The sequence below is a fragment of the Modestobacter marinus genome (genome assembly GCF_011758655.1).
GTDB classification, from domain to species: Bacteria; Actinomycetota; Actinomycetes; order Mycobacteriales; family Geodermatophilaceae; genus Modestobacter; species Modestobacter marinus.
The window spans coordinates 1,528,908-1,554,264 of record NZ_JAAMPA010000001.1; the positions used below are offsets into that span (position 1 = coordinate 1,528,908).

29 protein-coding genes and 1 pseudogene are annotated in these 25,357 nt (G+C 75.0%); 15 read left to right on the forward strand and 15 right to left on the reverse strand.

Features of this window, described 5'->3' with window-relative positions:
* Positions 1-61 precede the first annotated feature (61 nt).
* The 8 genes and pseudogenes from FB380_RS07170 (at position 62) to FB380_RS07200 (ending at position 5,896) form a co-directional block, all read left to right on the forward strand.
* Positions 62-454 carry a TOBE domain-containing protein gene (locus tag FB380_RS07170; protein ID WP_166754473.1) on the forward strand — a complete coding sequence of 131 codons (393 nt, stop codon included), beginning with the start codon at positions 62-64 and terminating at the stop codon, positions 452-454.
* Positions 451-1,242 (forward strand): molybdate ABC transporter substrate-binding protein, encoded by a 792-nt coding sequence (modA, locus tag FB380_RS07175; RefSeq protein WP_166754474.1) that lies wholly within the window; start codon positions 451-453, stop codon positions 1,240-1,242. Before FB380_RS07170 ends, modA begins: the two co-directional genes overlap by 4 nt.
* A 71-nt stretch (positions 1,243-1,313) precedes the next feature.
* Entirely contained in the window at positions 1,314-2,099 is a 786-nt protein-coding gene (locus FB380_RS07180) for an ABC transporter permease (RefSeq protein WP_188959488.1), read from the forward strand.
* Positions 2,100-2,128: 29 nt separating this feature from the next.
* Positions 2,129-2,566: pseudogene (locus tag FB380_RS26210) on the forward strand (ATP-binding cassette domain-containing protein); the annotation flags it as partial.
* A 120-nt stretch (positions 2,567-2,686) separates the two neighbouring features.
* The gene (locus FB380_RS26215) at positions 2,687-3,142 is read left to right on the forward strand and encodes a TOBE domain-containing protein (RefSeq protein ID WP_424991931.1); all 456 of its coding nucleotides are present in this window, start codon (positions 2,687-2,689) and stop codon (positions 3,140-3,142) included.
* A gap of 12 nt (positions 3,143-3,154) precedes the next feature.
* Positions 3,155-3,730 carry a nucleotidyltransferase family protein gene (locus FB380_RS07190; RefSeq protein WP_166754476.1) on the forward strand — a complete coding sequence of 192 codons (576 nt, stop codon included), beginning with the start codon at positions 3,155-3,157 and terminating at the stop codon, positions 3,728-3,730.
* On the forward strand, positions 3,727-4,170 hold the full coding sequence (locus tag FB380_RS07195) for a molybdenum cofactor biosynthesis protein MoaE (protein ID WP_229681783.1): 444 nt from the start codon (positions 3,727-3,729) through the stop codon (positions 4,168-4,170). Before FB380_RS07190 ends, FB380_RS07195 begins: the two co-directional genes overlap by 4 nt.
* Before the next feature lie 136 nt (positions 4,171-4,306).
* The gene (locus FB380_RS07200; RefSeq protein ID WP_229681784.1) at positions 4,307-5,896 is read left to right on the forward strand and encodes a SpoIIE family protein phosphatase; all 1,590 of its coding nucleotides are present in this window, start codon (positions 4,307-4,309) and stop codon (positions 5,894-5,896) included.
* A 25-nt stretch (positions 5,897-5,921) separates the two neighbouring features.
* Here FB380_RS07200 and FB380_RS07205 read toward each other — a convergent pair whose 3' ends face one another.
* Genes FB380_RS07205 through moaA form a run of 3 tightly spaced genes read right to left on the reverse strand, consistent with a single transcriptional unit; the run spans position 5,922 to position 7,477 of the window.
* Positions 5,922-6,134, reverse strand: a complete 213-nt coding sequence (locus FB380_RS07205) for a hypothetical protein (RefSeq protein ID WP_166754477.1) — start codon at positions 6,132-6,134, stop codon at positions 5,922-5,924.
* Between the two features lie 48 nt (positions 6,135-6,182).
* Positions 6,183-6,425 (reverse strand): MoaD/ThiS family protein, encoded by a 243-nt coding sequence (locus FB380_RS07210; protein ID WP_229681785.1) that lies wholly within the window; start codon positions 6,423-6,425, stop codon positions 6,183-6,185.
* A gap of 2 nt (positions 6,426-6,427) precedes the next feature.
* Positions 6,428-7,477, reverse strand: a complete 1,050-nt coding sequence (gene moaA, locus FB380_RS07215) for a GTP 3',8-cyclase MoaA (protein ID WP_229681786.1) — start codon at positions 7,475-7,477, stop codon at positions 6,428-6,430.
* Between the two features lie 149 nt (positions 7,478-7,626).
* On the opposite strand from moaA, the gene FB380_RS07220 reads away from it, so the two are divergent.
* On the forward strand, positions 7,627-8,865 hold the full coding sequence (locus FB380_RS07220; protein ID WP_229681787.1) for an MFS transporter: 1,239 nt from the start codon (positions 7,627-7,629) through the stop codon (positions 8,863-8,865).
* A gap of 79 nt (positions 8,866-8,944) precedes the next feature.
* The gene (locus tag FB380_RS07225) at positions 8,945-10,567 is read left to right on the forward strand and encodes a peptide chain release factor 3 (RefSeq protein WP_166754478.1); all 1,623 of its coding nucleotides are present in this window, start codon (positions 8,945-8,947) and stop codon (positions 10,565-10,567) included.
* 12 nt (positions 10,568-10,579) lie between these two features.
* On the opposite strand, the gene FB380_RS07230 is transcribed toward FB380_RS07225, so the two are convergent.
* On the reverse strand, positions 10,580-11,575 hold the full coding sequence (locus tag FB380_RS07230; protein WP_249522316.1) for a helix-turn-helix transcriptional regulator: 996 nt from the start codon (positions 11,573-11,575) through the stop codon (positions 10,580-10,582).
* A gap of 105 nt (positions 11,576-11,680) precedes the next feature.
* On the opposite strand from FB380_RS07230, the gene FB380_RS07235 reads away from it, so the two are divergent.
* The 3 genes from FB380_RS07235 (at position 11,681) to FB380_RS07245 (ending at position 14,083) form a co-directional block, all read left to right on the forward strand.
* Positions 11,681-12,112, forward strand: coding sequence for a VOC family protein (locus tag FB380_RS07235; RefSeq protein WP_166754480.1), 432 nt, complete (start codon positions 11,681-11,683; stop codon positions 12,110-12,112).
* A 71-nt stretch (positions 12,113-12,183) separates the two neighbouring features.
* Positions 12,184-13,107 (forward strand): tryptophan 2,3-dioxygenase, encoded by a 924-nt coding sequence (locus FB380_RS07240; protein ID WP_188959489.1) that lies wholly within the window; start codon positions 12,184-12,186, stop codon positions 13,105-13,107.
* 133 nt (positions 13,108-13,240) lie between these two features.
* On the forward strand, positions 13,241-14,083 hold the full coding sequence (locus FB380_RS07245) for an aldo/keto reductase (protein ID WP_166754481.1): 843 nt from the start codon (positions 13,241-13,243) through the stop codon (positions 14,081-14,083).
* A 171-nt stretch (positions 14,084-14,254) separates the two neighbouring features.
* On the opposite strand, the gene FB380_RS07250 is transcribed toward FB380_RS07245, so the two are convergent.
* The 3 genes from FB380_RS07250 to FB380_RS07260 form a co-directional block, all read right to left on the reverse strand.
* Positions 14,255-14,632 (reverse strand): GntR family transcriptional regulator, encoded by a 378-nt coding sequence (locus FB380_RS07250; protein ID WP_166754482.1) that lies wholly within the window; start codon positions 14,630-14,632, stop codon positions 14,255-14,257.
* A 4-nt stretch (positions 14,633-14,636) separates the two neighbouring features.
* The gene (locus tag FB380_RS07255) at positions 14,637-15,515 is read right to left on the reverse strand and encodes a hypothetical protein (RefSeq protein WP_166754483.1); all 879 of its coding nucleotides are present in this window, start codon (positions 15,513-15,515) and stop codon (positions 14,637-14,639) included.
* A 156-nt stretch (positions 15,516-15,671) separates the two neighbouring features.
* Complete coding sequence (locus FB380_RS07260; RefSeq protein WP_166754484.1) at positions 15,672-16,481, reverse strand: DUF3097 domain-containing protein; 810 nt, start codon at positions 16,479-16,481, stop codon at positions 15,672-15,674.
* Between the two features lie 271 nt (positions 16,482-16,752).
* Between FB380_RS07260 and FB380_RS07265 the strand changes: the two genes are divergently transcribed.
* Positions 16,753-17,568 (forward strand): DUF2382 domain-containing protein, encoded by an 816-nt coding sequence (locus tag FB380_RS07265; RefSeq protein ID WP_166754485.1) that lies wholly within the window; start codon positions 16,753-16,755, stop codon positions 17,566-17,568.
* Positions 17,569-17,670: 102 nt separating this feature from the next.
* Here FB380_RS07265 and ppk2 read toward each other — a convergent pair whose 3' ends face one another.
* The 6 genes from ppk2 to FB380_RS07295 form a co-directional block, all read right to left on the reverse strand.
* Positions 17,671-18,660: a polyphosphate kinase 2 gene (gene ppk2, locus FB380_RS07270; RefSeq protein ID WP_229681788.1), complete on the reverse strand. Its 990-nt coding sequence runs from the start codon at positions 18,658-18,660 to the stop codon at positions 17,671-17,673.
* A gap of 103 nt (positions 18,661-18,763) precedes the next feature.
* Positions 18,764-19,993: a glycosyltransferase family 4 protein gene (locus tag FB380_RS07275; RefSeq protein ID WP_208382785.1), complete on the reverse strand. Its 1,230-nt coding sequence runs from the start codon at positions 19,991-19,993 to the stop codon at positions 18,764-18,766.
* Positions 19,983-20,909: a lysophospholipid acyltransferase family protein gene (locus FB380_RS07280; protein ID WP_166754486.1), complete on the reverse strand. Its 927-nt coding sequence runs from the start codon at positions 20,907-20,909 to the stop codon at positions 19,983-19,985. Before FB380_RS07280 ends, FB380_RS07275 begins: the two co-directional genes overlap by 11 nt.
* A complete protein-coding gene (locus FB380_RS07285) occupies positions 20,906-21,682 on the reverse strand; it encodes a GNAT family N-acetyltransferase (protein ID WP_166754487.1) in 777 nt (258 codons plus the stop codon). Before FB380_RS07285 ends, FB380_RS07280 begins: the two co-directional genes overlap by 4 nt.
* A 149-nt stretch (positions 21,683-21,831) precedes the next feature.
* Entirely contained in the window at positions 21,832-22,479 is a 648-nt protein-coding gene (locus FB380_RS07290) for an FMN-dependent NADH-azoreductase (protein ID WP_166754488.1), read from the reverse strand.
* 107 nt (positions 22,480-22,586) lie between these two features.
* Entirely contained in the window at positions 22,587-22,973 is a 387-nt protein-coding gene (locus FB380_RS07295; RefSeq protein WP_229681789.1) for a YchJ family protein, read from the reverse strand.
* A 78-nt stretch (positions 22,974-23,051) separates the two neighbouring features.
* On the opposite strand from FB380_RS07295, the gene FB380_RS07300 reads away from it, so the two are divergent.
* Positions 23,052-23,561 (forward strand): hypothetical protein, encoded by a 510-nt coding sequence (locus FB380_RS07300; RefSeq protein WP_166754489.1) that lies wholly within the window; start codon positions 23,052-23,054, stop codon positions 23,559-23,561.
* Positions 23,562-23,589: 28 nt separating this feature from the next.
* Here the strand turns inward: FB380_RS07300 and FB380_RS07305 are convergent, their stop codons facing one another.
* Positions 23,590-23,817: a toxin-antitoxin system YwqK family antitoxin gene (locus tag FB380_RS07305; protein ID WP_166754490.1), complete on the reverse strand. Its 228-nt coding sequence runs from the start codon at positions 23,815-23,817 to the stop codon at positions 23,590-23,592.
* A gap of 45 nt (positions 23,818-23,862) precedes the next feature.
* Entirely contained in the window at positions 23,863-25,311 is a 1,449-nt protein-coding gene (gene argG, locus FB380_RS07310; RefSeq protein WP_166754491.1) for an argininosuccinate synthase, read from the reverse strand.
* Between the last annotated feature and the right edge of the window lie 46 nt (positions 25,312-25,357).

Here is a 25,357-nt window from a genome sequence, read left to right on the forward strand (position 1 = left end):
CTCCGCAGATGCGGAGGAGGCGTTGGTTGTCCGTCCGCAGTTGCGGACGTACGGTGCTCGGGTGTCCACCTCGTACCGGATCGCCGAGGCCGCGGCGCTGCTCGGGGTCAGTGACGACACCGTCCGCCGCTGGATCGACGGCGACCGGCTGTCCGCGACCCGTGACGGGGGCCCGGCGCAGGTCGACGGAGCGGAGCTGGCCCGGGTCGCCGCCGAGCTGCACGAGACGCCGCAGCCCGGCGCCACCCGTTCGTCCTCGGCGCGCAACCGGCTGACCGGCATCGTCACCCGGGTGGTGCGGGACACCGTGATGGCGCAGGTGGAGATCCAGGCCGGGCCGTTCCGGCTGGTCTCGCTGATGTCCCGCGAGGCCGCCGACGAGCTGGGCCTGGAGCCCGGCGTCCGGGCGGTGGCCACGGTGAAGGCCACCCAGGTCAGCGTGGACGTGCCGTGAGTGGCCATCGCGCACGCTTCCCGGTCGTCGCAGTCCTGGCTGCGGTCGCCCTCGCCGGGTGCGGGGCCGACGCGGACGCGGCGGCGACCGGGGCGGACGACGAGGGGGCCGGCACGCTCACCGTCTTCGCCGCCGCCTCGCTGACCGACGTCTTCACCGACCTCGGCGACCGGCTGAGGGCCGACCACCCCGGCCTGACGGTCACCTTCAACTTCGCCGGCAGCTCCGCGCTGGCCACCCAGATCACCCAGGGCGCGCCGGCCGACGTGTTCGCCAGCGCCAACCCGGACCAGATGGCCGTGGTCACCGAGGCCGGGCTGGGCGCCGGCGACCCGACCGTGTTCGCCGAGAACGTGCTGGAGATCGCCGTGCCTCCGGGCAACCCGGGCGGCGTCACCGGGCTGTCGGACTTCGGCGACCCGGAGCTGACCCTGGCCGTCTGCGCGGTCGACGTGCCCTGCGGCGCCGCCGCGGAGGAGGTGTTCCGGGCCGCCGGCGTCACCGCCCAGCCCGACACCCTGGAGGAGGACGTGCGCGCGGCGCTGACCAAGGTCGAGCTCGGTGAGGTCGACGCCGCGCTGGTCTACGCCTCCGACGTCCGGGCGGCCGGGGACGGGGTCGAGGGCATCGAGGTCCCGCAGGCCGAGGCAGCGGTCAACGAGTACCCGATCGTGCAGCTCGCCGGGGCGGGCGACCCGGCGGCGGCGCAGGCCTTCCTCGACCTGCTCGGGTCCGCCGAGGGCCGGCAGGCCCTCACCGCCGCCGGGTTCCGGAGCCCCTCCCCCTGAGCGCCGCGACCCCCGCACGGGACGTGGGTCCCCGCCCGCCCAGGCGGCGCCGGCGACCCCGCGACGGTGGCGTGCCCGCACCACTGCTGGTCCCGGCGCTGATCGGCGTCGCCTTCCTGGTGCTGCCGCTGGTCGGGCTGCTGGTCCGGGCGCCGTGGTCGGACCTGTGGTCGCAGCTGACCCAGCCCCAGGTCGGCCAGGCGCTGCGGCTGTCGCTGGTCTCGGCGACGCTGGCCACGCTGGTGTCGCTGTTGCTCGGCGTGCCGATCGCGTGGGTGCTGGCCCGCTCGACGCTCCCCGGCCGCTCGGTGCTCCGGGCGCTGGTCACCGTGCCGCTGGTGCTGCCGCCGGTGGTGGGCGGCGTCGCGCTGTTCCTGGTGCTCGGCCGGCAGGGCATCGTCGGCCGCGTCCTCTACGAGCAGTTCGACTACACGATCCCGTTCACCACCACCGCGGTCGTCATCGCGGAGACGTTCGTGGCCATGCCGTTCCTGGTGATCAGCGTCGAGGGCGCGCTGCGGGCGGCCGACGCCCGCTTCGAGGACGCCGCGGCCACGCTGGGGGCCGACCGGTGGACGACGTTCCGCCGGGTCACCCTGCCGCTGGTGGCGCCGGGGGTGGCCGCCGGGGCGGTGCTCTGCTGGGCCCGGGCGCTGGGCGAATTCGGCGCCACGATCACCTTCGCCGGCAACTTCCCGGGGACGACGCAGACCATGCCCCTGGCGGTGTACCTGGCGCTGCAGTCGGACCCGGAGGGCGCGATCGTGCTCTCGCTTGTGCTGCTGTTCGTCTCCCTGGCCACCCTCCTGCTGCTGCGGGACCGCTGGCTGGGCCGGTCCGGGGCGGGGGTCTCGTGAGCCTGCGCGCCCACGTCGTCGTCCGGCGGGGACCGTTGCTGGTCGACGTCGAGCTGGCCGTGGCCGACGGCGAGGTGCTGGCGGTGCTCGGGCCCAACGGCGCCGGGAAGTCCACCGTGCTGCGGGTGCTGGCCGGGCTGCTGGCCCCCGACGGTGGCCGGGTGAGCGTCGGCGACGACGTCTGGGACGGCGACGACGTGCACCTGCCCGCGCACCGCCGTCCGCTGGGCATGGTGTTCCAGGACCACCTGCTGTTCCCGCACCTGAGCGTCACCGAGAACGTGGCGTTCGGCCTGCGCACCCGGGGCGTCGGCAAGGCGGCGGCCCGGGCCGCGGCCGCCGCCTGGCTGGAGCGGGTGGGGCTGGCGGACCTGGGGGCGCGGCGTCCCGGGCAGCTCTCCGGCGGGCAGGCGCAGCGGGCCGCGCTCGCCCGGGCGCTGGTCGGCGACCCGCGGGTCCTGCTGCTGGACGAGCCGCTGTCGGCGCTGGACGCGCGGACCCGGCTCGCCGTCCGGGCCGAGCTGCACCGGCACCTCAGCGACTACGCCGGCAGCGCGGTGCTGGTGACCCACGACCCGGTCGACGCGATGGCGCTGGCCGACCGGATCGTGGTCATCGAGGACGGCCGGGTCGTCCAGGCCGGCACCCCGGCCGAGGTCGCCCGCCGGCCCCGCACCGACTACGTCGCCCGGCTGGTGGGGCTGGTCCTGCTGGCCGGCACCGGGGCCGGGACGACGGTCGAGCTGGACGGCGGCGGGACGGTCGCGGTGGCCGCCGAGGCGCGCGGGCCGGTGTTCGCCGCCGTCCGGCCGGAGTCGGTGGCGCTGTACCTGCAGCGCCCGGCGGGCAGCCCGCGCAACGTGTGGCCGCTCCGCCTGGCCGCGGCGACCCCGCACGGCCCGGTGGTGCGCTGCGACCTGGTCGGGGAGGTGGCGCTGACCGCCGACGTCACCGCCACCTCCTTCGCCGAGCTGGGGCTGGCGCCCGGCGCCGAGGTCTGGGCCTCGGTCAAGGCCTCCGAGGTCGCCGTCTACCCCCGCTGAGAGAGTGAGGGCATGACGTCGGATGCACCCGTGGCCGGCCTGGTGCTCGCCGCCGGCGGCGGCCGCCGGTACGGCATGCCGAAGGCCCTGGTCGAGTACGAGGGCAGCCTGCTGGTCGAACGGGCGGTCCGGACGGCGGCCGCCGTCTGCGACCCGGTGCTCGTCGTGCTCGGCGCCCAGGCGGTCGACGTCTGGCGCACCGCCGACCTGACCGGCGCCACCGTGCTGGCCAACCGCGACTGGGAGAGCGGGATGGCCTCCAGCCTGCGCACCGGGCTCGACGGGCTGCGCGGCTGGCCCGGCCGGGTCGACGCCGTGCTGGTGCAGCTCGTGGACATGCCGGGGATGACGCCGGCGGCGCTGGCCCGGCTGGCCGAGCACGCCGCCCCCGACGCCCTGGCCGTCGCGAGCTACGACGGCGTCCGCGGCCACCCGGTGCTGCTGGGCCGCGAGCACTGGGCCGGCGTGGCCGCGACGGCGACCGGCGACGAGGGCGCCCGCGCCTACCTGGCCGCGCACGAGGTCGTCGAGGTGGACTGCACCGGCCTGGCCGACCCCACGGACCTGGACGTCCCGCCGACGGCGTGAGCGCGAGTACCTTCGCCGCCGTGGAGACGATCCTGGCCCGGGTGACCGAGGAGCCGCTGTCGGTCGCCGAGCACGAGGCGGCCGTCGCTGACAAGCGGGCGGGTGCGGTGGTCTCCTTCGTCGGTGTGGTCCGCGACCACGACGGCGGCCGCTCGGTCACCGAGCTCGAGTACACCGGGCACCCGACCGCGCCCGAGCTGATCGCCGAGATCGCCGCCGAGTTCGCCGCCCGCCCGGAGGTGCAGGCCGTCGCCGTCTCCCACCGGATCGGCCTGCTGGGCATCGGCGACGTCGCGCTGGCCTGCGCGGTGAGCGCCGCGCACCGCGGTCAGGCGTTCGCCGCCTGCGCGGAGCTCGTCGACGAGGTGAAGGCCCGGCTGCCGATCTGGAAGCGGCAGGTCTTCTCCGACGGCGACGAGGAGTGGGTCGCCTGCCCGTGACGGGTGGGCAACCTGTGACGATGCTCCTTGCCTGCCCGGCCGCGCGCATGGCATAACTGACCGACTCGACTCCAGACCACGGGGCGGGTGCTCCTCCGGTGTACCGCGGGTGGCGGACTGACCGGGAGGTCCCAGAGTGCCCTGGCGGACGGGCGAGATCGTCGTCGAGGCGATGCCCTCGGGCTTCATGGCCCTGGACGCCGACTGGCGGATCACCTACGTGAACCAGGCCGGGGTGGCGATCGTCGGCGTGCCGCGTGAGCACCTGGTCGGCGCGGACTTCTGGGAGGCCTTCCCGGCCAACCGGGACAACGAGTTCGGCCGGGCGTACCGGCGGGCGGTCGCCACCGGTGAACCGGTCAGCGTGGAGAGCTTCTACCCGCATCCGCTGAACCGCTGGTTCGAGGTCCAGGCGATCCCGGCCGACGGCGGCCTGCTGTGCTACTTCTCCGACGTCACCGACCGCCGGGCGAGCCGGGAGCGGCTGGCGATGCTCGCCCGGGTGAGCGCGGAGCTGGCCGGCACCCTGGACGTCGACTCCGCGGCCACCCGCATCCCGCGGCTGATCGTCCCGGTGCTGGGCGACTGGTGCGTGCTGACCGTGCTGGACGACGACGGACGCCCGCGCGACGTCGGCTGGTGGCACGTCGACCCGGCCCGGCGTCCCCTGGTGGAGCGGTACACCGCCGTCCGGCTGAGCTCGATGCCGGTCACCTCGCCGGTGGTGCGCGCCCTGCTCGGCGAGACCGTGGTCGCCGCCGCCGGCGACGTGGCCGAGCTGATGCCCGAGGGTCAGGCCCGGGACCTGCTGGGGCTGCTCGGGCCGCACTCCGGGGTGACCCTGCCGCTGCGCGGGCGGGGGCGGACGCTGGGTGCCCTCACGCTGTACTTCGACGGCGAGCGCACCGTCGAGGACTCCGACCTGGCCACCGCCCAGGAGGTCGCCGACCGGGCCGGCCTGGCGCTGGACAACGTGCGGCTGTTCTCCCAGCAGCGGCAGCTGGCCGAGGAGCTGCAGCGCAGCCTGCTCACCGGTGCCTTCACCGACGACCGGGCCGAGGTCGTCGTCCGGTACACCCCGGCCGCCGAGGCGGCCCGGGTCGGTGGCGACTGGTACGACGCCTTCCGCCAGCCCTGCGGGGCCACCATGCTGGTCATCGGCGACGTCGTCGGCCACGACACCGCGGCCGCCGCGGCGATGGGGCAGCTGCGCTCGCTGCTGCGGGGCATCGCGACCTACAGCGACGCCGGGCCGGGTGAGGTGCTGCGCGGCCTGGACGCGTCGATGGCCCAGCTGGACGTCGGCACCTACGCCACGGCGGCGGTGGCGCGCTTCGAGCAGACCCCCGACGAGATGGCCCGCGGCGTGACCCGCATGCGGTGGTGCAACGCCGGGCACCTGCCACCGCTGGTGATCAACCCCGACGGCACCCTGGCCGCGCTGGCCGACTGGCGGGGCGAGCTGCTGCTCGGCGTGGACGCCGAGACCACCCGCGGGGAGTCGGTGGTCACCCTCGACGGCGGGACGACGGTGCTGCTGTTCACCGACGGGCTGATCGAGAGCCGCGGCGGCGACCTGGACCAGGGGATGGCCCGGTTGCGGGGCGCCGCCGCGGAGCTGGCCGGCAGGTCACTGGACGAGCTCTGCGACGAGCTGCTCGACCGGCTCGTGCACGGCCAGCCCGAGGACGACGTCGCCCTGGTCGCCATCCGCCTGCACGGCTGAGCGCCGGGCCCGGCGGCCGGTCGCGTCAGTGCGCGCCGGCGCCGGCCAGTCCGTCGTCGTCCCGGCCGTGCCGCCGGGCCTCGTCCCGCGCGGCCCGCTCCTCCTCGGCCTCGGCGTCCAGCCGGCGGGCCTCACCGTCGATGGTGGCCGCGGCGTCGCCGTGGGACTCGCCGTAGACCTGCTCGGCGCGGCCCAGCAGCTCCTCGGCCTTCGCCTTGGCCTTGTCGAACACGCTCATCAGGGCCTCCTCATCCGCCGTGCTGTCTGGTCGGCTGACACGCCTGGGTCAGCCTCCGGCGAACGGGGGCAGCACGTCCACCACCGAGCCGGGCGCCAGCACCAACGCGCGATCCCGGGTGGTGGTTCCGTCGACCAGGAAGGAACAGGCGGTCAGCACCCGCTCCAGCCGCTCGCCGTGGTCGTCGGCGAGCTGGCCGACGAGCTCGGCGAGGGTGCCGGCCTCCCGGGTCTCGGTGTCCACGCCGACCACGGCGCGGGCGCCGGCGAAGTAGCGCACGGTGACCGGCACGGTCAGCCCCCGATCGCGGACATCGGGCGGGACGGCTGCAGGAAGCTCGGGTCGTCGATGCCGTGCCCGGGCAGCTTGGACAGCGTCGCGATCCGCCAGCGGTCGGCGAGCTCGGCGTCGTCGGCGCCGCTGCGCAGCGCGGTGCGGAGGTCGGACTCCTCGCGGGCGAACAGGCAGTTGCGGATCTGCCCGTCGGCGGTGAGCCGGGTCCGGTCGCAGGCGCCGCAGAACGACCGGGTCACCGAGGCGATGACGCCGACGGTCAGCCCGGTGTCGTCGACCAGCCAGCGCTCGGCCGGGGCGGCGCCGCGCTCCTCGACGTCCGGCGTCAGCGTGTGCGTGGCGGTGAGCCGGGCCAGGATGTCCTCGGCGGTCACCATCTCCCCGCGGGTCCAGGCGTGGTGGGCGTCCAGCGGCATCTGCTCGATGAAGCGCAGCTCGTAGCCGTGCTCCAGGCAGTACTCAAGCAGCGGGACGGCGTCGTCCTCGTTGATGCCGCGCATCAGGACGGCGTTGACCTTCACCGGCGTGAGGCCGGCGTCCCGGGCCGCCGCCATGCCGGCGAGGACGTCGGGCAGCCGGTCCCGGTGGGTGATCTGCTTGAACCGCTCGCGGTCCAGGGTGTCCAGGCTGACGTTGATCCGGTCCAGGCCGGCGGCGGCCAGGGCCGGCGCCATCCGGGACAGCCCGATCGCGTTGGTGGTCAGGCTGACCTCCGGGCGGGGGCGCAGCGCCGTCGTCGCCGCGACGATGCCGGGCAGCCCGGGGCGCAGCAGCGGCTCGCCGCCGGTGAAGCGCACCTCCCGGATGCCCAGGTGCTCGACGCCGATCCGCACCAGCCGGACGACCTCGTCGTCGGTGAGCTGCTCGACCTTGGGCAGCCACTGGAGGCCCTCGGGCGGCATGCAGTAGGTGCAGCGCAGGTTGCACCGGTCGGTCAGCGAGACCCGCAGGTCGGTCGCGGTGCGCCCGTGCCGGTCGACGAGCCCGCCGCTGCCCGGGGTCACCGTCGGGCGCACCCGCGGGTCGGGGAGGGGGCTGGGAGACGTCACGGCCCGAATGTAGTGCCGGATCGGCGGGTGGGCGCGGTCGCGGCGCACGCCGTCGGGCCGGGTGGCCGGCTGCTACGTTCGCGGGGCCACCCGAGGGTCCGGCGGGCATCCCCGCACTCGCCTGTGGCCAGGAAGCGCGAGAAGAAGCTGTGCCAGCCCACGCCGTCTTCACCCCCTACGCCCGGCTGTTCACCGTCCCCGGTGCCCGGGCCTTCTCCCTCGCCGGCTGGTTCGCCCGGGTCCCGATGGCCACCGTGGGCCTGGGGTCGGTGCTCCTCGTCCAGGCCGAGTCGGGCAGCTACGCCCTCGCGGGGGCCATCGCCGGCACCCTGTCGCTCGCTTTCGCCGTCGCCAGCCCGCAGTGGGCCCGGGTGATGGACCGGTACGGGCAGAGCCCGGTGCTGCGCTGGACGGCGCTGGCCTACCTCGTGCTGGGGCTGTCGTTCGTCGCGGTGGTGGTGTCCGGTGCCCCGGTCTGGACGTGGTTCGCGCTGGCCGTGCTGTCCGGGGCGAGCGGCACCAGCATCGGCTCGGTGGTCCGCAGCCGCTGGGCGCACGCGCTGGAGGACCCGGCCCAGCGGCAGACCGCCTTCGCCTTCGAGTCGGTCGCCGACGAGGTCGTCTTCGTCACCGCGCCGCCACTGGTGACCTTCCTGGCCGCGCTGGTCTCCCCGCCCGCCGGGTTCCTGACCGGGCTGCTGGTCGGGGTCGTCGGCGGCCTGGTGATGTCCCGGCTGGAGACGACCGCGCCGCCGGTCACCCCCCGGGTGGCCGGGCAGCCGCACGTGCGGATCCGGGTGCTCACCGCGGGGCTGGTCGCCGTCGCGGTCACCTACCTGGCCATGGGCCTGGTCTTCGGGGCGATGGACGTCGTCGTGGTGGGCTTCGCCGACGCGGAGGGCCGGCCGGCCGTCGCCGGGCTGGCGCTGTCGGCCTACGCCGCGGGCAGCCTGGTCGCCGGCCTCGCCTACGGCGTCGTCCGGCTGCCCGGCACGCTGGTCACCCGGTTCCTCGGCTGCGCGCTGCTGTTCGCCGTCGCCGCGCAGACGCTCTACCTGGTCAGCTCGCTGCGGCTGCTCATCGGGCTGGCCTTCCTGGCCGGCCTGACGATCGCGCCGGTGCTGGTCGCCGGGATGTCGCTGGTGGAGTCCCGGGTGCCGCGAGCCTCGCTCACCGAGAGCCTGACCTGGACGTCGACCGGCCTCACCGTCGGGGTCACCGCGGGCTCGGCGCTGGCCGGGACGGCGGTCGACCGGTGGGGCGCGGAATCGGCCTTCGCCGTCCCGGCGCTGGGGGCGGCGCTCACCGGACTGCTCGGGGTGGCCGCCTGGGCGGTGCTCCGCCGGCCGACCGGCCAGGTCGCCGAGGTCGCCCCCGCCGCGCACTGACCGGCCCGGGGCGCGGCCCCGGGCCGCGGCCGTACATTGGGGGGACCGTCCGCGCCACCCGAGGAGACCCGGCACCACGATGAGCACCGTCCCGAGCACGGAGCTCCGTCCCGACGCCAGCACCACCGAGGTGCTGGCCCAGGCCGCCCGGCGGCGGACGTTCGCGGTGATCAGCCACCCCGACGCGGGGAAGTCGACGTTGACCGAGGCCCTGGCGCTGCACGCGCGGGTGATCGGGCAGGCCGGTGCGGTGCACGGCAAGGCCGGGCGGCGGGGCACGGTGTCGGACTGGATGGACATGGAGAAGGCCCGCGGCATCTCCATCACCTCCGCGGCCCTGCAGTTCGAGTACCGGGATGCGGTGGTCAACCTGCTGGACACCCCCGGGCACGCGGACTTCTCCGAGGACACCTACCGGGTGCTCACCGCCGTGGACGCCGCGGTGATGCTCATCGACGCCGCCAAGGGCCTGGAGGCCCAGACGATGAAGCTGTTCGCCGTCTGCCGGCACCGCGGCATCCCGGTGATCACCGTGGTCAACAAGTGGGACCGGCCGGGCAAGGACGCCCTGGAGCTGATGGACGAGGTCGCCGAGCGCACCGGGCTGACCCCCACCCCGCTGACCTGGCCGGTGGGCATCTCCGGGGACTTCCGCGGCGTGCTGGACCGCCGCGACGGCACCTACCGCCGGTTCACCCGCACCGCCGGCGGCGCCACCATCGCCCCCGAGGAGACACTCACCCCCGAGGCCGCCGAGGCCCGCGAGGGCATCGACTGGACCCGCGCGGTCGAGGAGAACGAGCTCCTGGACGCCACCGAGGCCGACCACGACCAGCAGCGGTTCCTGGACGGCGAGACGACGCCGGTCATCTTCGCCTCCGCGGTCTCCAACTTCGGCGTCGGCGCGCTGCTGGACGTCCTGGTCGACCTGGCCCCGGCGCCCGCCCCGCGGCCGGACGCCGAGGGTGACCTGCGGCCGGTCGAGGCGTCGTTCAGCGCGTTCGTGTTCAAGGTGCAGTCCGGCATGGACGCCGCCCACCGCGACCGGCTGGCCTACATCCGGATCGCCTCCGGGGTGTTCGAGCGCGGCATGGTCGTCACCCACGCGACCACCGGCCGGCCGTTCGCCACCAAGTACGCCCAGCACGTGTTCGGCCGGGAACGGGAGAGCGTCGACACCGCGTACCCCGGCGACGTCGTCGGCCTGGTCAACGCCAACGCCCTGCACGTCGGCGACACCCTCTACGCCGGCACCAAGGTCACCTTCCCGCCGCTGACCACCTTCGCGCCCGAGCACTTCGCGGTGATGCGCGGCAAGGACACCGCCAAGTTCAAGCAGTTCCGCCGCGGCGTCGGCCAGCTCGGCTCCGAGGGCGTGGCCCAGGTGCTGCGCTCGGACCGCCGCGGCGACCAGGCACCCGTGCTCGCCGTCGTCGGCCCCATGCAGTTCGAGGTGGCCGCGCACCGGATGGCCCAGGAGTTCGGCGCACCGGTCGAGCTGGACCACCTGCCCTACCAGGTCGCCGTCCGCACCGACGCCGCCTCCGCCCCCGCTGTGGCCGCCGCCCGCGGTGTCGAGGTGTTCGAGCGCGAGGACGGCGAGCTGCTGGCGCTGTTCATGGACAAGTGGGACCTGCGCTCGCTGCAGCAGCGCAGCCCGGAGCTCACGCTGGAGCCGATGGTGGCCGCCCAGCTGAGCTGACCCCTCGTCCGGTCAGGTCGGGGGCGCGGTCCGGGCGGCTGCGGCGAACCGGCCGGCCAGCGTGCCGAACGCCTCGGCGAGGGCGGGCGGGCCGACGGCGAGCACCTCGGTGTCGTAGCGGGCCACGGCCGCGGCGATGCCGACCCAGGACCACGAGCCGAGGGTCAGCCGGCAGCGCTGCGGGCCGAGGTCCTCCACCACCCCGTCGTGCGCGAACGGGGCGACCCGGGCGGCGGGCAGCCCCAGCTCGACGACTCCGGTGCACGGCCAGCGGCCCGTGCCGTCGGTCGAGCCCCGGGCTGTGGCGGAGAGGAAGGCGGCGGGGTCGCCGCCCGGCACCTCCCGCAGGGTGAAGCGGGGCCCGGTCGGGGTGCGCGGGGTGATCCGGTCGGCGCGGAACGTGCGCCAGTCGCCGCGGTCGAGGTCCCAGCCGACCAGGTACCACCGCCCACCCCGGGTGACTAGGTGGTGCGGCTCGACCCGCCGGGGTGGGACGAACGGCTCGGGCGCGGCGCCGGACGCCGGCGTGTGATCGAAGCGCAGGACCTCCCGGGCCCGGATGGCCGCGGTCAGCGCGACGAGGACGGCGGGGTCGACGTCCGTGGTGGGCCCGGTGCGGACCGGGGTCACCCGGACGGCGTCGACGCGGTGCCGCAGCCGGGCGGGCAACACCTGGCGGACGGTGGTCAGCGCCCGCGCCGCGGCCTCGCCGACGTCGACGCCGCTGGCCGCCGCGAGCTGCAGGGCCACGGCGAGGGCGACGGCCTGGTCGTCGTCGAACAGCAGCGGAGGCAGCTGGGCACCGGCGTCGAGCCGGTAGCCCCCGTCGGGCCCCTTGACCGCCCGCACCGGGTAGCCGAGCTCGCGGAGCCGGTCGACGTCCCGGCGCACGGTCCGCGACGTGACGCCCAGCCGGTCGGCCAGGGCAGCGCCCGGCCAGTCCCGCCGGGCCTGCAGCAGGGACAGCAGGGTCAGCAGCCGGGACGACGTGCCGTTCTTCTCGATCACGGTGAGCACGCTGCCGGAAGTAGAGGACAGAACCTGTCCTCACGGCCCGCGAGAGTGCTCCGCGTCGCCGCCGTCCGGGCAGCGCAGCACATCGAGGAGCACGACGTGAGCATCACGACCACCACGCACCTGAACTTCCGCGGCCAGGCCCGGGAGGCCCTGGACTTCTACGCGTCCGTGTTCGGCGGCGAGGTCATGGCCTTCACCTTCGCCCAGGGTGGGGACGAGCGGGACACCGCCGACGGCGCGGTGCCCGATCAGCTCAAGTGGGGCGGCGTGCAGGCGCCGAACGGCTTCGCGGTCATGGCCTTCGACGTGCCGCCGGCGCGGGCGCACGACGCCGGCACCGACGCGGTCTACGTGTCGGTGCGCGGGACCGATCCCGAGGAGCTCACCCGCTGCTGGCAGGCGCTGGTCGTCGGCGGCACGGTGCGGGCGGAGCTCGCGCCGGCGGGCTGGGCGCCGCTGTACGGCATGGTGACCGACCGCTTCGGCGTGACCTGGGTGCTGGACGTGTTGCCGCCCTACAACGGCTGATCCCCCCGGCCCGGACCCGCCCCGGGGCGGGTCCGGGCCGCTGTGGCCCTGGGATGGGGCAGCATGCGGCGGTGACCACCCGCCGCCTCCCGGCCGCCCGGGCCGGGCTCCCCGCCGATCCCCGGGCCGCCGCGCCCTCGCCGCTGGACGCCGAGACCCGCGCGGCCCGGGCCGCCGGCAACGCCGGCCTGCCCACCGTGGAGTTCGCCGAGGCGACCCCGTACGAGCAGTACGTCGGCGTCCGGCAGCTGCAGGCGCTGGTGCGCCCGGTCACCGACCACCCGGCCGAGCCCGCGTTCCTCGTGGTCACCCAGGTGATGGAGCTGTGGTTCACGCTGCTGCGCCGGGAGTGGGAGCTGGCCCAGCGGCAGCTGCGCGCCGACGACCTGGACGGCGCGATCGGCTCGATCCGCCGGTCGGTGCACCACCTGCGCTCGCTGGACGCCAGCTGGGGCTCGCTGCTGTGGCTCACCCCGGCGGAGTTCAACCGGTTCCGCGACCAGCTGGGGGAGGCGTCGGGCTTCCAGTCCTACGAGTACCGGCACGTGGAGTTCCTGCTCGGGCTCAAGGCGGAGTCCGTCGTCCGGCCGCACCGCGGGCTGCCGGTGGTGCACGCCGACCTGCAGCGCGCGCTGGCCGCGCCGTCCCTGGAGGACGACGTCCTGGCGTACCTGGCCCGCCGCGGGCTGCCGGTGCCGGCCGCCGTCCTGGAGCGGGACCGCACGGTGACCCACGAGCCCGACCCGGCCGTGACGGCGCTGTGGGCCGAGGTCTACACCGACCCGCGGCCGGGCAACGAGCTGTTCACCCTGGGCGAGGCGCTCACCGACGTCGCCGAGGTGTTCACCACGTGGCGGCAGCGGCACGTCACCGCCGTCCGCCGCGCGATGGGCGCCAAGCCCGGCAGCGGCGGCTCGGCCGGGCTCGCCTGGCTGGAGCGCAGCGCCGCCCGGGTGGTCTTCCCCGACCTGTGGGCCGCCCGCACCGTGGTGTGAGCCGCATTCCCGGCTCATCGGTGAGATCTGTCGCGGGTAGCGACCGTGAGCACGGGTAAGGACGGACGAGGCCGGTCGCGCCCCATGAGGTCGCGCGCCGCCACCCACACCGTCCGACGCTTGGAGGACCCCCATGGCCACCGTGCCCACGATCACCCTGAACAACGGCGTGCAGATCCCGCAGCTGGGCTTCGGCGTCTTCCAGATCAAGCCCGAGGACACCGTCGAGGCCACCCGCACGGCCCTCGAGGTCGGCTACCGGCACATCGACACCGCCGAGATGTACGGCAACGAGGCCGAGGTCGGCGAGGCCGTGCGCCAGTCCGGCGTGCCGCGCGAGGAGGTCTTCGTGACCTCCAAGCTGAACAACGGCTTCCACGCCCGCGAGGACGCCCTGCGCGCCTTCGACGGCACGATGGACGCGCTGAAGTTCGATTACCTCGACCTCTTCCTCGTGCACTGGCCGCTGCCGGGCATCGACGTCGACTACGTCGAGACCTGGAAGGCGATGGAGGAGATCTACCGCTCCGGCCGGGTCAAGGCCATCGGTGTCTCGAACTTCAACGCCCACCACCTGCGCCGGCTGTTCGCCGAGACGGAGGTGCGCCCGGTGGTGAACCAGATCGAGGTGCACCCCTACTTCGCGCAGAACGACCTGCGGGCGTTCAACGCCGACCACGAGATCTTCACCGAGGCCTGGGCGCCGATCGCGCAGGGCAAGGTGCTGGACGACCCGACTCTGATCCGGGTCGGCGAGCGGCACGGCAAGAGCCCGGCCCAGGCTGCGCTCCGCTGGGCTGTCCAGCGCGGGGACATCATCTTCCCGAAGTCGGTCACCCGCGCCCGGGTCGAGCAGAACTTCGACCTGTTCGACTTCGCGCTCAGCGACGACGACATGCGTGAGATCGACGGCCTGGACCGCGAGGACGGCCGCAACGGCCCGAACCCCGACGAGTTCAACTACATCCCCAGCTGACGTCCAGCAGGGCCACGCCGGCCGCCGTCCCCACCGGGGACGGCGGCCGTCGTCGTCTCGGGGCGTCGTCGTCCCAATGACTCGGGGCGTCGTCGTCCCAATGAGTCGTCCCGAGGAGTCGTCCCCCGGGCACTGTGCGGCGGAGGCCCGTTCCGCTGGTGGGACCTGCCCTCAGCGCACAGTGCCCAGCGCGGACCGGACGATGGCCAGGACGGTCTCGGTCTCCATGCCGGCCTCCCGCGCCTCTCGGGCGAGGTGCCCGGCGGCCTCCTGGACCCTCGTCTCCGCGGGCTCTCGCGCTGCGCGACCGCCGGTGACCACGGTGCCGGTGCGCCGGCGGCTGGCCACCAGTCCCGCGGCCTCCAGCTCGGTGTAGGCCCGGGCGACGGTGCCCGGGGCCACGCCCAGGTCGGCCGCCAGCGCCCGGATCGTGGGCAGCCGGGCCCCCTCGGTGAGCAGCCCGCTGTCCACGTGCCGGGCGATCTGGCTGCGGATCTGCTCGAACGGCGGCGTCGGGCTGGTGACGTCGACCGCGATGTCCAGGGCCACCGGATCAGACGGACGCCGGCTGGTCCGCCGGGACGCCGGGTGCCCGTACGCACAGGACGACCAGGCCGGCGAGCATGGTCAGCAGCCCCGGGACGGCGCCGACCAGGCCGGACCCCGGGACGAGGCCGACGTTCGCCATCGCCATCCCGCCGACCGACATCAACCCGCCGGCCACTTCCAGCGTGGCCGCGACGGCGGCCCGGAGCACCCGGTGCGCCGACGCGCGGCGGAGTGCGGTCTCGATCCGGTCGTCGTCGGTCGCGACCGCCGGCCGGTTCGCGACGACCCACAGCGCGGTGATCGTGACCGCGGCGAGGACGGCCAGGCCGATCGCTGCCGGCCGGCCGTAGAACGGGCCGGGGAACGGGCCGGCCGCCGACCAGGACAGGTCGCCGCCGGCCGTCGAGACGCGGGTGATGCCCCGGCCGGTCTCGTCGGCCAGCAGGGTGCCGATGCCGAGGACGCCGACGGCGAGCACGGTCGCGACCGTCGCCGTCCGGACCAGCCAGCCCGGGGTGGCATCGAGCGGGCCGCGGCGCACCAGCCGGGCCCGGCGGACCTCGCCCCGTGGGCGCGGCCAGGTGAGCTCCCCGGCAGTGAGGACGGCGGTGTGCACCACCCCGAAGACGATCGGCACCAGCAGCGCCGTGACCCCCAGGCCGCCGGGGCCGGAGTTGCCCACCTCGCGGGCCGCGGTGGCCAGGGCGGCGGCAGCCCCGAGCCCCATCGCCGCCACGGAGGCCAGCCGGGCGTGCCGGCGGGCGGCCACGACCGAGGCCTCCCGGCTGGGCGGCGACCGGCGGACGACGCCCACGACGAGGGCGACGGCGCCGGCCAGCACCAGCACGGCGAGCAGCGGCACCAGTGCCACGACGTCCCCCATGAGTCATTGGATCAAGTGATTGACACAATGACCCGCCGAGGGCCGTGGCGCAAGCACCCATCGCCGGGGCCGCGCCCGGGCACTGTGCGCCCAGCTGCCGTTCCGCGACCGGGTCGGGCACTGGCTGCACAGTGCTGGCCCGGTCGGGACGGCGGGTCAGTCGGTGGTGACGAAGTCGATGAGCTCCTCGACCCGGCCGATCAGGGTCGGTTCCAGGTCGGTCCACACCTTCACCCGGGCCAGGATGCGCTGCGCCCAGACGTAACCGGTGTCGTCCTCCCAGCCCAGCCGCCGGCAGACGCCGGTCTTCCAGTCCTCCCCCTTGGGCACCGTCGGCCAGGCCTGGATCCCGACGACGGAGGGCTTGACCGCCTGCCAGATGTCGATGAAGGGGTGCCCGACGACCAGGGCGTGGTCACCGGTGATCTGGGCGGCGATCCGGGACTCCTTGGAACCGGTCACCAGGTGGTCGACCAGCACGCCCAGGCGCCGTCCCGACGACGGACGGAAGTCCTTGACGATCCCCGGCAGGTCGTCGACGCCGTGCAGCGGCTCGACGACGACGCCCTCGATCCGCAGGTCGTGCCCCCAGACCTTCTCCACCAGCTCGGCGTCGTGCTTGCCCTCCACGTAGATGCGCCCCTCGCGGGCGACGCGCGCACGGGCGCCGACGACGTAGGTCGAGCCGGAGGCGCTGCGCTGCGGGCCCGAGGGCGCGTTCTGCTTCGGCCGCACCAGCACCACCGGCCGGCCGTCGACCCAGAAGCCCGGCCCCAGGGGGTAGGCCCGCACCTTCCCGAACCGGTCCTCGAGGTGGACGACGTCCTTCTCGCACCGCACGACGGCACCGACGAACCCGCTGGAGGGGTCCTCGACGACGACGTCCTTGAGCGCCTCGACCTGCGGTGAGGGCTTCTTCTGGGTGCGTGGGTGGACCAGGTTGTCGTAGGGCGAACGAGGAGGCACCCGTCCATGCTCGGCGCGGTCGCCACCCGAGAGGGGTCCGACACGCCCGGCGCGACAGGTTCCCGCAGGTCCACGGCGTGTCGGGACGGTGGTGCGCAGGCCCCCCGGACCCCGCACCGACCTGCGAGGACGCGGGTCGGCGCCGGTCCCGGCCTGGCGACACGCACTACCACAACGCCGGATCGATCCCGTGATCGCCGTTTTGCACCGGGCCCTGCCGGGCAGTGCAGAGAGCGAGACAGCACGACCCCCGAGCAGAGGAGCGGAACACATGATCGGCACCGAGACCCTCGACCGCGTCATCGGCGCAGACGTCATCGACGCCGACGGCAACAAGATCGGTACGGCCTCCGAGGTGTTCCTCGACGACCAGTCGGGCGCCCCTGAGTGGGTCACCGTCAAGACCGGCATGTTCGGCACCAAGGAGTCGTTCGTCCCGATCCGGGACGCGGACCTGACCGGCGACGGCCTGCGTGTCCCCGTGACCAAGAGCGCGGTGAAGGACGCCCCGCGCATCGACTCCGACGGCCACCTCTCCCCGGCCGAGGAGACCGAGCTGTACCGGCACTACAACATGACCGAGAACGCCGTCGCGGCGCCGGTCGCCGAGACGACGACGACGGCCGAGACCACCACCACGGCCGACACCACGACGACGGACACCAACCGGCACGGCACCGTGGGTCACGACACCTCCGGTCCGACGACCGACGACGCCATGACCCTCTCCGAGGAGCGCGTCAACGTCGGCACCCAGAACGTCGAGACCGGCCGCGCACGGCTGCGCAAGTACGTCGTGACCGAGAACGTCACCGAGACCGTCCCCGTGTCCCACGAGGAGGTCCGGATCGAGCGCGAGCCGATCACCGACGCCAACCGCGGCAACGCCCTGGACGGGCCGGCCATCTCCGAGGAGGAGCACGAGGTGACGCTGCACGCCGAGCGTCCCGTCGTGGAGAAGGAGGCCGTCCCGGTCGAGCGCGTGCGCCTGGACACCGAGACCGTCACCGAGCAGCAGCAGGTGAGCGAGACCGTCCGCAAGGAGCAGGTCGACACCGACGGGATCACCGACACCAACCGTCGCTGAGCAACCCCGTTCCGCACAGCGCCCGCCCCGGTCCGCCGGGGCGGGCGCTGTGCTGTCCGGGTCCGGGTGACCGGCTCCCGGGGACCCGGGCCGGCTCCGCGGTCAGTCGTGCTGGGGCGGCAGGGGCTCCCCGGGGCGGGGCATGACCGGCGCGCCGGCCTCCTCCTCGAGCACCTCGGCCGCGGAGCCCACGATGAGCGGGTCGGGTGTGCCGACGGCGGCAGGGTCCTTGCGGGAGTAGTCGAAGCGGGCCAGCACGTGACGCATCGCCTCCAGCCGGGCGCGCTTCTTGTCGTTGCTCTTGATCACCGTCCACGGGGCGTGGCCGGTGTCGGTGTGCAGGAACATGGCCTCCTTGGCCTCGGTGTAGGCCTCCCACTTGTCCAGCGAGGCCAGGTCGGTGGGGGAGAGCTTCCACTGCCGCACCGGGTCGATCTGCCGCACGATGAACCGGCTGCGCTGCTCGCCCCGGGTCACCGAGAACCAGAACTTGACCAGGTGGATGCCGCTCTCGACGAGCATCTGCTCGAACTCCGGGGCCTGGCGCATGAAGCGCAGGTACTCCTCGGCGGTGCAGTAGCCCATCACCCGCTCGACGCCGGCGCGGTTGTACCAGGAGCGGTCGAACATGACGATCTCGCCGGCGGCCGGCAGGTGCTGCACGTACCGCTGGAAGTACCACTGCGTCTTCTCGCGCTCCGACGGCTTGTCCAGGGCGATCACCGTCGACCCGCGCGGGTTGAGGTGCTCGGTGAACCGCTTGATCGTGCCGCCCTTGCCGGCGGCGTCCCGGCCCTCGAACACCAGGACCATCTTCTGCCCGGTGTCCTTCACCCAGCCCTGCAGCTTGAGCAGCTCGATCTGCAGCTGCCGCTTGACGATCTCGTACTCCCGCCGCTCCAGGCGCTCGCTGTACGGGTAGCCCTCGCGCCAGGTGTCGACCCGGTTGCCCTCGGGGTCGAAGAGCTCGCGGTCGTCGTCCCAGTCCTCGTCGGAGTGCGTGTCCGGCAGGGCGTTGAGCCGCCACCGGGACAGGTCGAGGACGGGTGACGGCGTGCCCTCCGGGGCACGGTCACGCATCTGCTGGGTCACGTCGTCTCCGGTCTCCGGGTGCAGGTGCAGGTGCGAGGTGCGAGGTGCAGGTGCTCGCCCCGATCCTGCCCGGCGGCACGGCGTCCTGCCCAGCGCGCGGTGCTCAGGGTGCGCTGCGGTGTGCGCGCAGCCGCTGGAGGTGGCCGATGAGCTCGTCACCGATCCGGCCCCAGGTCCGCTCCTCCACCGACGGCCGGGCCCGGTCGGCGGCGGTGCCGAGCGCGACCGGGTCGTCGCGCAGCCCGGCGACCATCGCGGCCAGCAGATGCGGGTCGTCCCCGGCCCAGAGCCAGCCGTTCTGCCCGTGCCGGACGAGGTCCAGCGGGCCACCCGAGGCAGCGACGACCGCCGGCACGCCCGCGGCCAGCGCCTCCTGCACGGCCTGGCAGAAGGTCTCGTCGGCGCCGGGGTGCACGAAGAGGTCCAGCGAGGCGACGACGGCGCCCAGCTCGGCCCCGCCGAGCTGGCCGAGGAAGTGGGCGCGCGGCATCCGGCGGGCCAGCTGCCGCCGCTGGGGGCCGTCGCCGACGACGACCAGCCGCACCCCGGGCAGCTCGCTGAGCGGGGCCAGCAGCGCCAGTCGCTTCTCCACCGCCAGCCGGGCGACCACGCCCACCAGCAGCTCCCCGCCCGGGGCGAGCCGGTGGTGGAGGGCGGGGTCGCGGTGCTCCGGGGCGAACTGGTCGAGGTCGACGCCCCGCGGCCACAGCGTGACCGGGCCGATCCCGTGCCGGGCCAGCATCGCCTGCGTCGTCGTCGAGGGGGCCAGGGTGAGGGCCGCGGTCTCGTGCACCGCACGCAGGTACCGCCAGGCCGCGGCGGGTCCGCCGGGCAGCCGGTAGTGCTCGGCGTAGGCGGCCAGGTCGGTCTGGAAGACGGCGATCGACGGCACCCCGAGCGTGCGGGCCGCTCGGGCCGCTGCCAGGCCGAGGACGGCGGGGGAGGCGAGGTGGACGACGTCGGGGGCGAGCCGGCCGAGCACCCGGGTCAGGTCGCCGGCGGGGCGGGCCACGGAGAGCTGCCGGTAGCCGGGCAGGCGCATCGACGGCACGGTCGCGACGTCCACCCAGGCGCCGCAGCGGGACTCGTAGCCCGCGCCGGACGGGGCGACCACCACCGGGTCGTGGCCACGGACGGCGAGGTGGTCGACCAGCCGCAGCACGGAGTTGACCACCCCGTTGACCGCGGGCAGGAACGTCTCGGCGACCACGGCGACCCGCATGCCCACCCCGCCGGACGGCGGTGCGGCCGCGGCCGGAGCCGGCCGGGCGGTGCCCAGGTGCCCGGCGACGACGACGTCCGCCGGTGCCGCGTCGAGGCCCTCACGCAGCACGCGCGGAACCCGGGTGGGTCGGGATGACGGTGGGCCGGCGGACCGGCATCCGGCGGGCCGGCACCCGCGGCCGGCGCGGGTGGGCCGCGACGACCGGTGACCGGGCCTCGGTGACCGCGGCGACGGCGTACTCGGCGAGCGCGGCCAGCTCCCGGCGGTCGGCGCCGGCCGGGTCGAGCGCCGGCAGCAGGTGCACCTCCACCACCAGGCCGCGGACGCGCACCACCCGGGCGATGCTGCGCCACAGCGACTCGTCGGCCAGGAAGCCGGCGACCGCGGTGGACGCGCCACCGTGCACCCGGTACCGGACGGCGACCGGGCAGACCGGGGCCGCGGCGTCCACCGCGGCCTGGAAGAAGGCCGGGCGGAAGCGGCCGAGCTCGACGCCGCACGCCGTCGTCCCCTCGGGGTGGACGGTCACCGCCGTGCCGGACCGGAGCAGGTCCGCGGCCTGGGCGACCGAGCCCGGGAGGGTCCGGATCCGCGCCCGGTCGAGCAGGACCACGCCGGCGCGGCGGGCCAGGCCCCCGAGGACCGGCCAGTCGCCCACCTCGCGCTTCGCCACGGGTACACCCGGCACCACGGTGAGCATCGCCAGGTCGTCGACCCAGGAGACGTGGTTGCTGACCACGAGGGGTCCGGGGCCGCGGCCGGCACCCGCGCGCGGCCAGGCCACGGCCGGGGCGGTGACCTCGACCCGCACACCGGCGGCGGTGAGCACCCTGGCCGCGGCGCACACGACCAGCCGCCGGCGGCCCCGGGCGCCGGTGACGGGCGCCCGCAGCGCGGCGACCCCGGTGCCGGCCAGTGCGGCGGTCAGGCGGAGCCAGCGGCGCCGTCGCGTCGCGGCGTCCACGGTCGGCGCGGGGTCGGCGGTGCAGGCGGTGGTGCAGGCGGAGGCCGGCAGCCAGCTCATCGGTCGCCGCCGAGCAGCCGGCCGCGCACCCGGTCGGGGATGTCGGCGACGGCCAGGAGCACGTACAGGTCGGCGGTCCCGAACGCCGGGTCGTACGCCGGCCGGCCGCACACCCGGGCGCCCAGCTTCAGGTAGCCCCGGAGCAGTGGGGGCATCACCAGGCGTTCCGGCTGTGGCGGCGCCTCGACGTCGAAGGGCAGGTGCGGCACCACCCGGAGAGGCGCCGGGGCAAGGTGGTGGGTGCGCACCGCCGCCCAGACCCCGGCGACGGTGGCGCCGCCGTCGGTCAGCGGGACCGAGGCGCAGCCGGCGAGGTGGGTGGCGCCGCGCTCGAGGACGTAGCGGAGGACGCCGGCCCACAGCGCGGTGATCACGGTGCCGGTGCGGTGGTCGGGGTGCACGCAGCCACGGCCGGCCTCGACCAGCCCGGGGCGCAGGGCCGCGTGGCGGGAGAGGTCGAACTCGCCGTCCCCGTAGCTGCGGCCGGCGGCGGCGGCCCGCTCGGGCGGCAGCAGCCGGTAGGTGCCGACGACCTCGCCGGTCGCCTGGTCGCGCACCAGCAGGTGGTCGCAGAGCGCGTCCCACTCGTCGGCGTCCCGCCCGGGGCCGGCGGCCGGCGGGGCGAGCAGGGCGCCGCGCTCCTGGGCGAAGACGGTCCAGCGGAGCCGTTGCGCGTCGGCGACCTCGTCGGGGTGGGTGGCCAGGGCGGTCGTGTAGCTGCGGCGGGGGACCTGCGGGACGGGGCTCGGCGCTGTGGTCACGGCTGCGGTCACGGCGACACCTCGGGTGTCGGGAGGCCTCTGGGCGGGGCCCGGACGCTCCCAGGCTCAGCGGCCGAGGTGTCCACCGGGTTGCCGTGGACTGGCGTGTCCCCGGCGGTCGGGCGAATCCCGCCCCGGGTGTCCGCCGATCGGGTGACCGGTCAGGGGGTGATGCGCTCGGCGAGCTCCTCGGCGAAGCTGCGGGCGGCGTCGGCCTCGGCGGCGGCGCGGTCGCGCAGGTCGGCCATCGCCGGCACCCGGTCGGCCAGGGTCAGCTGCAGCGTGATGACCGAGACGGTCATGCCGAAGGACCGGCCGAGCACCAGCTCCAGCGGTGGCACCGTGTGGTCCCAGCTGGCCTGCTCCCCGCCGGCGTCGTAGCTGGCCCCCCGGCTGGAGACGACGACGGCGTTCCGCCCGGCCAGCGGCCGGGCCTCGAAGTCGCCGAACGGCACGGTGGTGCCCAGCACGTGGACGTGGTCCAGCCAGGCCCTGAGCGTCGAGGGCAGCGACCAGTTGTACATCGGCGCGCCGACCAGCAGGACGTCGGCGGCCAGCAGCTCGTCGAGGTAGACGTGCTGCTGCGCCTCGGCGGCCGGGTCGACGACTTCCTCGGGCCTGCGCAGCCGGGGGGCCCAGTGCAGGGCGGCGTCGGGCAGGTGCGGCGGCGGCTCGACCTGCAGGTCGCGGGAGGTGACGGTGAAGTCCGGGCCCCGGTCCTGCCAGCCCCGGACGAAGGCGGCGGTCACCTCGCGGGAGGCGGACCTGCGCGGATCGGCGGACGAGTCGAGGTGCAGCAGGTGCGGCATCGGGGCCTCCCGGGGCTGGGGGTGGGCAGGTCGCTGGGCCCCCACCCAAGCAGTGCCCGCCGCCGGGACGCCGATCGGGGCGGATGTTCCACGTGGAGCATCCGCGCTCAGTCCAGGGAGACCCCGTCGACGTACCGCCACTGGCCGTCCTCGCGGGTGAACCGGCTGCGCTCGTGCTGGGCCCCGCGGACGCCGCCGGCGCGGTGGTGGGCCCGGAACTCCACCGTGCCCTCCGGTGCCAGCAGGGTGCCGCCGCTGGTCGCGAGGACCTCCAGCCCGGTCCAGCGCACCGCGGGCTCGAGGTCGAGGGTGCGGGGGCGGGTGGTGGAGTGCCAGGTGCGCAGCAGGTACCCGGCGTCCCCGACGGCGTAGGCGCTGTACCGGGAGCGCATCAGCTGCTCGGCGGTGGCCGCGGTCGCCGTCCCGTCGTGCAGCCGGCCGCAGCACCCGTCGTAGGGCAGGCCGGTGCCGCAGGGGCAGCGTCGGGGCGTCACGCGCTCATCCTCCCAGCTCAGGGCAGCGGCGCTGCTGTGCCGGCCGAATCCGGTTGACCACCGGGTCAGCCTGGGAGGGTGCGACTGACGTTCACCCGGATGGCCGACCGGCGGCCGGTGGAGACCCTGGTCGAACGGGACGACGGCGTGGTCTTCGCCATGCGTGGGGCCGGGGGTGGCGCGGACCTGCCCCACGACCTGGTGCACGCAGTCGTCGAGACCCAGCTGCAGGTCCGGGACGGGATCTGGGGCTGCGTCGCCGACGGCGTGGTCTGGCTCAGCATGCGACACGTCTCCGGCCGCCAGCCACCGCACGCCGCCGACCGCTCCGCGCAGCTGAAACGCGACCGGGCGGTGCAGGTCCAGCGCGCCGAGGCGCTGGCCGGCCTGGTCGGCCGGTCGTCCCGCGGCGAGGAGGTGCTGGCCACCGAGCTGGCGGCCCAGGGCCTGCCGCGGGCCGAGCTGGCGGCCGCCGCGACCGAGCTCGCGGCCACCGGGCGTCGGTGGGCGGCCCTGCCGGTGGGGGAGACCTGGGTGGTCGAGTGGTCGGCGCCCCGCCCGGCACGGCGGGGCGGTCGGCGCCGCTGACGCCGTCCCGCCCAGCCCCGTCGGTGACTCAGCCCCGGTCGGTCACCTTGTACGGGGCGCCGGACCGGTCGTACGTCGTCCACTCGCCGACGTTCTCGCCCGCGGCGAAGTGCCCGGAGCGCAGCAGCGTCCCGTCGGTGCGGAACCACTCCCAGTACCCGTGCGGCCGGCCGTCGACGACCGGCCCGCGGGCGCGCACCGACCCGTCGCGGTGGCGTTCCACGTGCTCGCCCTCGGTGGACTCGGTCTCGGGCACCGCTGCTCCTGACGTCCGGTTCCCCGAACGGCAGCGGCGCGGCGGTCAGTCGGTGCCGGCCTCCATCGCGGCGCGGTCCAGCAGCTCGTCGTGCTCGGAGACCTGGCCGCGCGAGGCGATCGCCTCGGCGCCGCCCTGCTGGGTCGCGTCGATCAGCCCGGTCGACGCGGCCTGGGCCGCACCGATGGACGTCGGGGTGGCGCCGCCGACCATGCCCATCCGGGCGTACTGCTCCAGCTTGGACCGCGAGTCGGCGATGTCCAGGTTCCGCATGGTCAGCTGGCCGATCCGGTCGACCGGCCCGAAGGCGGAGTCCTGCGTGCGCTCCATGGACAGCTTGTCCGGGTGGTAGCTGAACGCCGGGCCGGAGGTGTCCAGCACCGAGTAGTCCTCGCCGCGCCGCAGCCGCAGCGTGACCTCGCCGCTGACGGCCATGCCGACCCAGCGCTGCAGCGACTCGCGCAGCATCATCGCCTGCGGGTCCAGCCACCGACCCTCGTACATCAGCCGGCCCAGCCGGCGGCCCTCGCTGTGGTACGTGGCCAGGGTGTCCTCGTTGTGGATGGCGTTGACCAGCCGCTCGTAGGCCGCGTGCAGCAGGGCCATCCCCGGTGCCTCGTAGATGCCCCGGCTCTTGGCCTCGATGATCCGGTTCTCGATCTGGTCGGACATGCCCAGGCCGTGCCGCCCGCCGATCGCGTTCGCCTCCAGGACCAGGTCGACCGGGGTGGCGAACTCCTTGCCGTTGATCGTCACCGGCCGGCCGTACTCGAAGCCGATCGTGACGTCCTCGGGGGCGATCTCGACCGCCGGGTCCCAGAACTTCACGCCCATGATCGGCTCGACGGTCTCGATGCCGGTGTCGAGGTGCTCGAGGGTCTTGGCCTCGTGCGTCGCGCCCCAGATGTTGGCGTCGGTGGAGTAGGCCTTCTCCGCGCTGTCCCGGTAGGGCAGGCCGTGGGCGACCAGCCACTCCGACATCTCCTTGCGGCCGCCGAGCTCGGTGACGAAGTCGGCGTCCAGCCACGGCTTGTAGATCCGCAGCCCGGGGTTGGCCAGCAGGCCGTAGCGGTAGAACCGCTCGATGTCGTTGCCCTTGTAGGTCGAGCCGTCGCCCCAGATCTGGACGCCGTCGGCCAGCATCGCCCGCACGAGCAGGGTGCCGGTGACCGCCCGGCCCAGCGGGGTGGTGTTGAAGTAGCTGCGGCCGCCGGAGCGGATGTGGAAGGCGCCGCAGGTCAGGGCGGCGAGCCCCTCCTCGACCAGGGCGGCCCGGCAGTCGACCAGCCGGGCCAGCTCGGCCCCGTAGGCACTGGCGCGGCCGGGCACCGAACCGATGTCGGGCTCGTCGGCCTGGCCGATGTCGGCGGTGTAGGTGCAGGGCACCGCGCCCTTGTCGCGCATCCAGGCGACCGCCACCGAGGTGTCGAGCCCTCCGGAGAAGGCGATGCCGACGCGCTCGCCGACGGGCAGGGAGGTGAGCACCTTGGACATGGACACAAGTATGCATCGCACTGTATGACCATGCAAAACCGGGTCC

Coding starts and splice junctions, on each gene's coding strand:
- FB380_RS07225 (WP_166754478.1), top strand. CDS start 8,945: ATGAGCACCGTCCCGAGCACGGAGCTCCGTCCCGACGCCAGCACCACC.
- FB380_RS07190 (WP_166754476.1), top strand. CDS start 3,155: ATGACGTCGGATGCACCCGTGGCCGGCCTGGTGCTCGCCGCCGGCGGC.
- FB380_RS07255 (WP_166754483.1), bottom strand. CDS start 15,515: ATGGGGGACGTCGTGGCACTGGTGCCGCTGCTCGCCGTGCTGGTGCTG.
- FB380_RS07290 (WP_166754488.1), bottom strand. CDS start 22,479: ATGCCGCACCTGCTGCACCTCGACTCGTCCGCCGATCCGCGCAGGTCC.
- FB380_RS07245 (WP_166754481.1), top strand. CDS start 13,241: ATGGCCACCGTGCCCACGATCACCCTGAACAACGGCGTGCAGATCCCG.
- FB380_RS07265 (WP_166754485.1), top strand. CDS start 16,753: ATGATCGGCACCGAGACCCTCGACCGCGTCATCGGCGCAGACGTCATC.
- FB380_RS07280 (WP_166754486.1), bottom strand. CDS start 20,909: ATGAGCTGGCTGCCGGCCTCCGCCTGCACCACCGCCTGCACCGCCGAC.
- FB380_RS26215 (WP_424991931.1), top strand. CDS start 2,687: ATGGCGCTGGCCGACCGGATCGTGGTCATCGAGGACGGCCGGGTCGTC.
- FB380_RS07205 (WP_166754477.1), bottom strand. CDS start 6,134: ATGAGCGTGTTCGACAAGGCCAAGGCGAAGGCCGAGGAGCTGCTGGGC.
- argG (WP_166754491.1), bottom strand. CDS start 25,311: ATGTCCAAGGTGCTCACCTCCCTGCCCGTCGGCGAGCGCGTCGGCATC.